This window comes from Rhizobium sullae, from assembly GCF_900169785.1.
Lineage (GTDB): Bacteria > Pseudomonadota > Alphaproteobacteria > Rhizobiales > Rhizobiaceae > Rhizobium > Rhizobium sullae.
In genome coordinates, this window is the sequence record NZ_FWER01000006.1 from 144,850 (window position 1) to 152,046 (window position 7,197).

Annotated in this window: 8 protein-coding genes; 3 read left to right on the forward strand and 5 right to left on the reverse strand. The window is 60.3% G+C overall.

What is annotated here, in order from left to right; genetic code table 11:
* Positions 1–3 precede the first annotated feature (3 nt).
* The 4 genes from BN1800_RS07860 to BN1800_RS07875 all read right to left on the reverse strand — a co-directional run bounded on the left by BN1800_RS07860 (position 4) and on the right by BN1800_RS07875 (position 4,385).
* Positions 4–1,611: a carboxyl transferase domain-containing protein gene (locus BN1800_RS07860; protein ID WP_086996248.1), complete on the reverse strand. Its 1,608-nt coding sequence runs from the start codon at positions 1,609–1,611 to the stop codon at positions 4–6.
* Positions 1,608–2,771, reverse strand: a complete 1,164-nt coding sequence (locus tag BN1800_RS07865) for an isovaleryl-CoA dehydrogenase (RefSeq protein ID WP_086996250.1) — start codon at positions 2,769–2,771, stop codon at positions 1,608–1,610. Before BN1800_RS07865 ends, BN1800_RS07860 begins: the two co-directional genes overlap by 4 nt.
* Before the next feature lie 264 nt (positions 2,772–3,035).
* The gene (locus BN1800_RS07870) at positions 3,036–4,067 is read right to left on the reverse strand and encodes a hydroxyacid dehydrogenase (RefSeq protein ID WP_086996253.1); all 1,032 of its coding nucleotides are present in this window, start codon (positions 4,065–4,067) and stop codon (positions 3,036–3,038) included.
* A 126-nt stretch (positions 4,068–4,193) separates the two neighbouring features.
* Entirely contained in the window at positions 4,194–4,385 is a 192-nt protein-coding gene (locus tag BN1800_RS07875; RefSeq protein ID WP_037142778.1) for a hypothetical protein, read from the reverse strand.
* 215 nt (positions 4,386–4,600) lie between these two features.
* Here BN1800_RS07875 and BN1800_RS07880 point away from each other — a divergent pair, with 215 nt between their 5' ends.
* Entirely contained in the window at positions 4,601–4,807 is a 207-nt protein-coding gene (locus BN1800_RS07880; protein ID WP_027511671.1) for a hypothetical protein, read from the forward strand.
* A gap of 101 nt (positions 4,808–4,908) precedes the next feature.
* On the opposite strand, the gene BN1800_RS07885 is transcribed toward BN1800_RS07880, so the two are convergent.
* The gene (locus BN1800_RS07885; RefSeq protein WP_086996256.1) at positions 4,909–5,415 is read right to left on the reverse strand and encodes an Hsp20/alpha crystallin family protein; all 507 of its coding nucleotides are present in this window, start codon (positions 5,413–5,415) and stop codon (positions 4,909–4,911) included.
* 349 nt (positions 5,416–5,764) lie between these two features.
* Here BN1800_RS07885 and groES point away from each other — a divergent pair, with 349 nt between their 5' ends.
* Positions 5,765–6,079, forward strand: a complete 315-nt coding sequence (gene groES, locus BN1800_RS07890; protein ID WP_086996293.1) for a co-chaperone GroES — start codon at positions 5,765–5,767, stop codon at positions 6,077–6,079.
* A gap of 55 nt (positions 6,080–6,134) precedes the next feature.
* The coding region (groL, locus tag BN1800_RS07895) for a chaperonin GroEL (RefSeq protein WP_086996259.1) at positions 6,135–7,197 on the forward strand (1,063 nt) is incomplete at its 3' end.

Below are 7,197 nucleotides of genomic sequence, written 5' to 3' on the forward strand. Positions count from 1 at the left end.
GCCTCACATCCTGAACAGGCCGAAGCGCGTGTCTTCGATCGGCGCATTCAGCGCAGCTGACAGCGACAGGCCGAGCACATCGCGGCTCTTTGCCGGATCGATGACGCCGTCGTCCCAAAGGCGGGCGGAGGCATAGAGCGGATGGCTCTGGCCTTCGAAGAGATCGAGAACGGGCTTCTTGAAAGCCGCCTCGTCGTCTGCATTCCATGGCGTCCCGGCGCGGATCAGCGCTTCGCTACGAACGGTCGCAAGAACGCCTGCAGCCTGCTCGCCGCCCATCACGGATATCCTGCTGTTCGGCCAGGTCCAGAGAAACCGCGGCGAGAAGGCGCGCCCCGCCATGCCGTAATTTCCGGCGCCGAAGGAGCCGCCGATCAGCATGGTGATCTTCGGCACCCTGGTGGTTGCCACAGCCGTGACCAGTTTGGCGCCGTGCTTGGCAATGCCTTCCGTCTCATATTTCCGCCCGACCATGAAGCCGGTGATGTTCTGCAGGAAGACCAGCGGGATTTTCCGTTGCGAGCAAAGCTCGACAAAATGCGTGCCCTTGAGCGCGGATTCGGAAAAGAGGACGCCGTTATTGGCAATGATCCCGACAGGGATGCCGTGGACATGTGCAAAGCCGCAGACGAGCGTGGTGCCGTAGCGCGCCTTGAATTCGTCGAAGCGCGAACCGTCGACGATGCGAGCGATCACCTCGCGGACCTCATAGGGCGTGCGAAGGTCGGTCGGCACGATACCGGCGATCTCTGCCGGATCGTAGAGTGGCGGCTCGGCTTCGCGAAGCTCGATCGTTTGGGCTTTCGTCCGGTTCAGCGAGGCGACGGCGCGGCGCGTCAGCGCCAGGGCATGGGCATCATCGCGCGCCAGATAGTCGGCAACGCCGGAAAGACGCGTGTGCACGTCGCCGCCGCCGAGTTCTTCTGTTGAAACGACCTCGCCGGTTGCTGCTTTGACGAGCGGCGGTCCGGCGAGGAAGATCGTACCCTGCCCTTCGACGATGATGGCTTCGTCCGACATGGCAGGGACATAGGCACCGCCCGCCGTGCAGGATCCCATCACCACGGCAATCTGCGGGATCCCCGCCGCCGACATGTTGGCCTGATTGTAGAAGATACGGCCGAAATGATCGCGATCCGGAAAGACCTCGTCCTGGTTCGGCAGATTGGCGCCGCCGGAATCGACGAGATAGATGCAAGGAAGGTTGTTGGCCGCTGCGATCTCCTGCGCTCTTAGATGCTTCTTCACCGTCATCGGATAGTAGGTGCCGCCTTTGACCGTCGCGTCGTTGCAGACGATCATGCATTCGCGCCCGGCGACACGGCCGATTCCCGTGATCAGCCCTGCTGCCGGCGCCTCGCCGCCGTACATGCCATAAGCGGCAGTCGCGGCGATTTCCAGAAACGGCGTCGCCGGATCGATCAGTCCCATGACCCGATCGCGCGGCAGCATCTTGCCTCGGCCGACATGCCGCTCGCGCGCCGCCGTCCCGCCGCCACTCGCAGCCGTTCGTACCGCCTCCTCGATAAGCTTGATAGCTTCCTGCATCGCCGCCTGATTGGCCCTGAAGGTTTCTGAATTGGTCGATATCTGGGATTTGAGTACGGTCATGCCGTCTCCGCGAACAGCTCACGTCCGATCAGCATGCGCCGGATTTCGGAGGTTCCGGCGCCGATCTCATAGAGCTTGGCGTCCCTCAAGAGCCGCCCTGCGGCATAATCATTGGTGTAGCCGTTGCCGCCGAGCGCCTGGATCGCTTCGAGCGCCATGGCTGTCGCCTTTTCCGCGGCATAAAGAATGCAGCCGGCAGCATCCTTACGGGTCGTCTCGCCGCGGTCGCAGGCAGCCGCCACGGCATAGACATAGGCGCGCGCCGTATTCAGCGTCACATACATGTCGGCAAGCTTGCCCTGCATCAACTGGAATTCGCCGATCGCGCGGCCGAACTGCTTGCGTTCATGCAGATAGGGCAGAACGATATCCACGCAAGCCGCCATGATGCCGAGGGGACCGGCGGAAAGCACCACGCGTTCATAGTCGAGCCCCGACATCAGTATCTTCACGCCGCCGCCGACGGCGCCCAGCACGTTCTCCCCAGGCACTTCGCAATCTGCAAAGATCAGCTCGCAGGTATTTGAACCGCGCATGCCGAGCTTGTCGAGTTTCTGGCCGGTGGAAAAACCCTTGAAGGTCTTCTCGACGAGGAACGCGGTGATACCGCGCGGTCCGGCCTCAGGGTCGGTCTTGGCATAGACCACTAGTACCTCGGCGTCCGGACCGTTGGTGATCCACATCTTGTTGCCGTTCAACACGTATCGGTCGCCACGCTTTTCAGCCTTGAGCTTCATCGAAACGACGTCGGAACCGGCACCCGGTTCGGACATGGCGAGCGCGCCAACATGTTCGCCGGAAATCAGCTTGGGCAAATAGCGGCTCTTTTGCGCGTCGTTGCCGTTGCGGTTGATCTGGTTGACGCAGAGATTGGAATGCGCCCCGTAGCTCAAGCCGACCGAGGCCGAGGCGCGGCTGATCTCCTCCATGGCGACGCAATGGGCGAGATAACCGAGACCTGCTCCGCCATAGGCGTCATCCGCGGTAATGCCGAGCAGGCCCATATCTCCCATCGCGCGCCAGAGCGGCGCTGGAAAATTGTTGCTGCGATCGGTTTCCGCTGCCAACGGCCCGATGCGCTCGCTTGCAAACCGCCTCACACTTTCGCGCAGAGCGTCGATCTCGTCGCCGAGCGCGAAATTCAAACCACCTGAATACATCCGGCCTCTCCCCTTAGCCGTCGATCCCGCCGTATCGCCGCCAGCATCTGCTCTCCTCCCGAGATCGCAGTGTTGATCCGTGACACCGGAAGCATTGCTCTTCCGCTTCATCGGTCCATGTCAGGACGATAGCACCCGATCCGCAGAATTTCCCCACCAAAAATGCTGCCGCGGCGCATCAATCTTAAAGCAACAGCCTATGATCGCGACATTTTCGTAACGCGTGACGGCGCTCGCAGCACGCGGCCACGACACATATTTTGATCAGTTGATCTTCACGCCCTTCGAACGCATGCGCGATACGGTCTCGCGCTCGGCCCGTTTGCACCGCATCGGCGGCAAGCCGCGGTCCATCAAATCCATGTCCTCCAGCACCATGCCGCCCATCTTCTTGAAGGCGCTGTCCATTGCGCCGGCGCGATGCGCGGAACGGATAAAGCCCTTCAGGTTCCGCACCGGATGATCAAGCGGTAGCGGCTCTTGCGGATAGACATCGCTTGCCGCGACGATATGGCCGGATGCGACAGCCGATATCAATGCATCGAAATCGACGACATCTGCCCGGCTGAGCAGGATGAAAGCCGCGCCCGGCCGCATGCTGGCAAACGCCTCGGCACCGAGGAACCCCTTGTTCTCGCTGGTGACCGCCGCAACGACAAAAACGAAATCGCTTCTCGTCACTACCTCGTCCAGGCTCGCCGCTTCAACGCCGTTCTCCTCCAGGATGGAGCGCGGCAGCCAGGGATCGAAGACCCGGACCTTCGCCCGGAACCCGGAAAGCACGCGCCGCAGCGCTTTGCCGAGGTCGCCGAAGCCGATGATGCCGATTTCGGAGCCTCCGATCAGCCGGGCGCTTGCATTGCCCTCTCCACCCCACAGCTCCCTGCCCTCACGAAAGGCGACATCCGCGTCGACGATGCCTCGCGCCAGCGAAAGCGCAAAACCCAGACCGATTTCCGCCACCGGTTCGGCAAAGACCTGCCCCGTCGTCACGACATGGATGCCGCGCTGAAAGAGGATTTCATAGGGCATGTTGTTGATAAGGTTGCTTTCGACGTTCAGCACGCAGCGCAGCGCGGGCATCCGGGCCAGCGTTTCGGCCGACAGCGGCGGCTGACCGATGATGTAGCGCGCCTTGCCCAGAACGTCATCGCCGAGCCCTGCGATATTTTCCGGATCGGCCTCGACGATCTGATATCTGGCGTGCAACTGCTTTCTCGCCTCGGCCGTAAAGATCAGGTCGAGCGTGCGCGGCTCCGGCGCGCTGATCGCCAGCGGCCGCTCGTCATGTATCATCTCTCCTCCTCCCGCAGCTTGCCGCTCGGCTGGCACGCAGTTTCAGAGCGACGCGGTTTCGATGATGATGGTCATATCGCATATCGGGCGCGGGCAATACTGTCTTCTGCCGATCGCAGACGCCCGTCAGTGATCGAGATCAAGCTTGAGCTTGAGCTGCTCGCCGCCCCGCGTCTTAACGAGATAGGGGTTCGGTGGCCTCATCAGCTGAATCCGTTCGAGCAGCTTCTCGCGCCGTTTCCGGTCGCGCTCGCGAGCCGAGCGGGATGCTGCAACAAAAGCCAAGGCATTCTGTATAACGAGCTCTGCGTGCGTCATGAGAATCTCCGTTGCGTTTGTTCCCTTTATGTTCTCATTTCGCGGTAAAGTCAATCATGCACCGGCGCAGCGCGGTGTGCAGCGATCTCTCGATATCGGGCCTTGTCCAATAATGGCCAAAAATAAGCCGAGGGATTAACCCTTATTTAAGCATGCTCTTGCTTACGTCAGAGTTTGTCGCCATGGTATGACCCTTAAGGTTGAGGGGTTAAAGCATGGATACTTACAGCGTAAATGCCAAACCTGCGCAGTATGCCGAGCGACTTCGTGATTGCCGGGCATCCTTCGAGCCTATGTTTCTGGAAATCATCAAGGAAGGCCAGAAGAGGGGCTTCAAGCCGGCGGAAGTTGCCATGGCGATCGCCGATGCTGCCGACGACATGATCCTTGAACTCGCCGCAAAGCTCGACACCGCGCACTAGCCGTCGATCGCTGCAATCCAAGGCCGTTGCGAACGAACAGGATCGCTTCTCGCGATCCCATTCGATTTCTCGGCCACGGATGGAGTGCCGTTCGGCGGCCGCTAGCCGTTGATCGTGATGCGCTTGGCGCTCGATTGCGCCGTTTCGGAGCGTGGCAGGGTGATCGTCAGGACGCCGTTCTTGAAGGACGCGTCGATCTTGTCTTCCTGCACCTCGCTGTTGAGTGAAAGGCGCCGCTCGAAGCGGCCATAGAACCGCTCGGAGAACTGCCGGTCCTTATCCTCGTTGTCGGCGCGCTTTTCGCCGCGGATCGTCAGGATGCCGTTGTCGATCAGAAGTTCGATATCCTTCTCCTCCATTCCCGGGATTTCGGCGAGGATCCGGATGTCCTTATCCGTCTCCGCGACTTCGATCTTCGGCCAGGCGGTTTCGAACATGAAACCGGAGCCGACTGTGGGAAAGCGGCCCTCGAAGCCGCGGAAGACGTCGTCGAACAGCCTGTTCATCTCGCGGTGAAGCGCAAGGAACGGATGCTGGTCTCTGCCTGCATAACCTGTCGGGACCGGACTGTTGCTGCGGCCCCACGGAATAAGATCACGAACACTCATCTCAACCTCCATGCTTGCAAGGCGTCGAAGGATGACCTCATGCGCTCGCCTTTACCTTTGTCGATGGGGCGACATATATGAGTCACCTTCGTCTGGAACACGCTTGATGCTGCGTAGAATTTCTCGCGCATCAGCATAGAGTAAACGCCAATGTCGACGTTTCCGTTCCGGAACGGCGCGTTAGCACTCTCCCCGCAAGAGTGCTAATTTTTTGCTGCAGCCCTCTTGAAATTCGAAAAAATCGGTAGCAGATTTTTTCAGCCGGGCGGGCAAAGAGCCTGGCAGCCGCCGGATCGATCACTCGCTCCGGCAATGAAACATGGATCATCGTTTGTTCATGGAGGAAAACATGACGTTCCGACCGCTTCATGATCGCATTCTCGTCCGCCGTGTGGAGTCCGAAGAGAAGACCAAGGGCGGCATCATCATTCCCGACACTGCCAAGGAAAAGCCGCAGGAGGGAGAAGTCATCGCCGTCGGTCCGGGCGCGCGCAATGATGCCGGCCAGGTCCAGCCGCTCGACGTCAAGGCCGGCGATCGCATCCTGTTCGGCAAGTGGTCTGGCACCGAGATCAAGATCGACGGCGAAGACCTGCTGATCATGAAGGAAAGCGACGTCATGGGCATCATAGAGGCCCCGGCGGTCGACAAGAAGGCCGCCTAGTCGGCCTTGGGCTAACCCCATTTCAACGCTGGCTGCCTATGGAGGAGTGAAGAACATGGCTGCTAAAGAAGTCAAATTCCACGCCGATGCCCGTGATCGCATGCTGCGCGGCGTCGACATTCTCGCCAATGCCGTCAAGGTGACGCTCGGTCCGAAGGGCCGCAACGTCGTGATCGACAAATCCTTCGGCGCTCCGCGCATCACCAAGGACGGTGTTTCGGTCGCCAAGGAAATCGAGCTTGAGGACAAGTTCGAAAACATGGGCGCCCAGATGCTGCGCGAGGTCGCGTCGAAGACCAGCGACGTCGCCGGCGACGGCACGACGACGGCAACCGTTCTTGCCCAGGCGATCGTTCGCGAAGGCGCAAAGGCCGTTGCCGCCGGCATGAACCCGATGGACCTGAAGCGCGGTATCGACCTTGCCGTCGATGCCGTCGTCAAGGAACTGAAAAACAACGCCCGCAAAATCTCCAATAATGCCGAAATCGCCCAGGTCGGCTCCATCTCGGCCAATGGCGATCCCGAAATCGGCAACTTCCTTGCCGAGGCCATGCAGAAAGTCGGCAACGAAGGCGTGATCACGGTCGAGGAAGCCAAGACTGCCGAAACCGAACTCGAAGTCGTCGAAGGCATGCAGTTCGACCGCGGATACCTGTCCCCCTACTTCATCACCAATCAGGACAAGATGCGGGTCGAGCTTGAGGATCCCTATATCCTGATCCATGAGAAGAAGCTCTCGAACCTGCAGTCGATGCTCCCGGTTCTCGAAGCTGTCGTCCAGTCCGGCAAGCCGCTGCTCATCATCGCTGAAGACGTCGAAGGCGAAGCGCTTGCAACACTCGTCGTCAACAAGCTGCGCGGCGGCCTGAAGATCGCTGCCGTCAAGGCTCCAGGCTTCGGCGACCGCCGCAAAGCCATGCTCGAGGACATCGCCATCCTGACGGGCGGCACGGTAATCTCCGAAGACCTCGGCATCAAGCTCGAATCCGTTACCCTCGACATGCTTGGCCGCGCGAAGAAGATCGTCGTCGAGAAAGAAAACACCACGATCATCGACGGCGCCGGCGCCAAGTCGGACATCGAAGGCCGCGTTGCCCAGATCAAGGCGCAGATCGAAG